Origin of the sequence: Bartonella sp. AA2SXKL (genome assembly GCF_042197205.1) — a bacterium.
GTDB lineage: Bacteria > Pseudomonadota > Alphaproteobacteria > Rhizobiales > Rhizobiaceae > Bartonella.
This window is the reverse complement of sequence record NZ_JBHIRN010000184.1, coordinates 309-658: the sequence shown is the minus strand read 5'-3', so window position 1 is coordinate 658 and position 350 is coordinate 309. Positions and strand designations below refer to the sequence as shown.

Here is a 350-nt window from a genome sequence, read left to right as displayed (position 1 = left end):
AGCACTCATCAGTGTTTTAGAAACCTATCCAAGAGATGAAATATTTCGCTCTGACATTGACACATTGACAGAAAATGCCAAACTCATCATGCAATTAGATGAACGTCCACGTTTGCGCGTGCTTGCTCATACGGATTCTTTTGGACGCTTTGTTTCGATACTTGTCTATGTACCCCGTGATCAATATAGTAGCAACGTTCGCGAAAAAATTGGCGAATATTTTGTTAAGCTCTATAATGGTGATTTTTTTGAATCTCATCCGCTATTTTTGGAAAGCACACTCACACGTGTTTATTATATCATCCACCGCAAAGGGAGTGAAAGTGCTCCTCTTATTGAGCGCACCAAAC

General features: G+C 40.0%; 1 protein-coding gene. It reads left to right on the top strand.

Features of this window, described 5'->3' with window-relative positions; all coding sequences use genetic code 11:
* Nucleotides 1–350 (top strand): hypothetical protein (locus ACFINS_RS10575; RefSeq protein WP_375706246.1); only part of this gene is annotated, 350 nt, incomplete at both ends.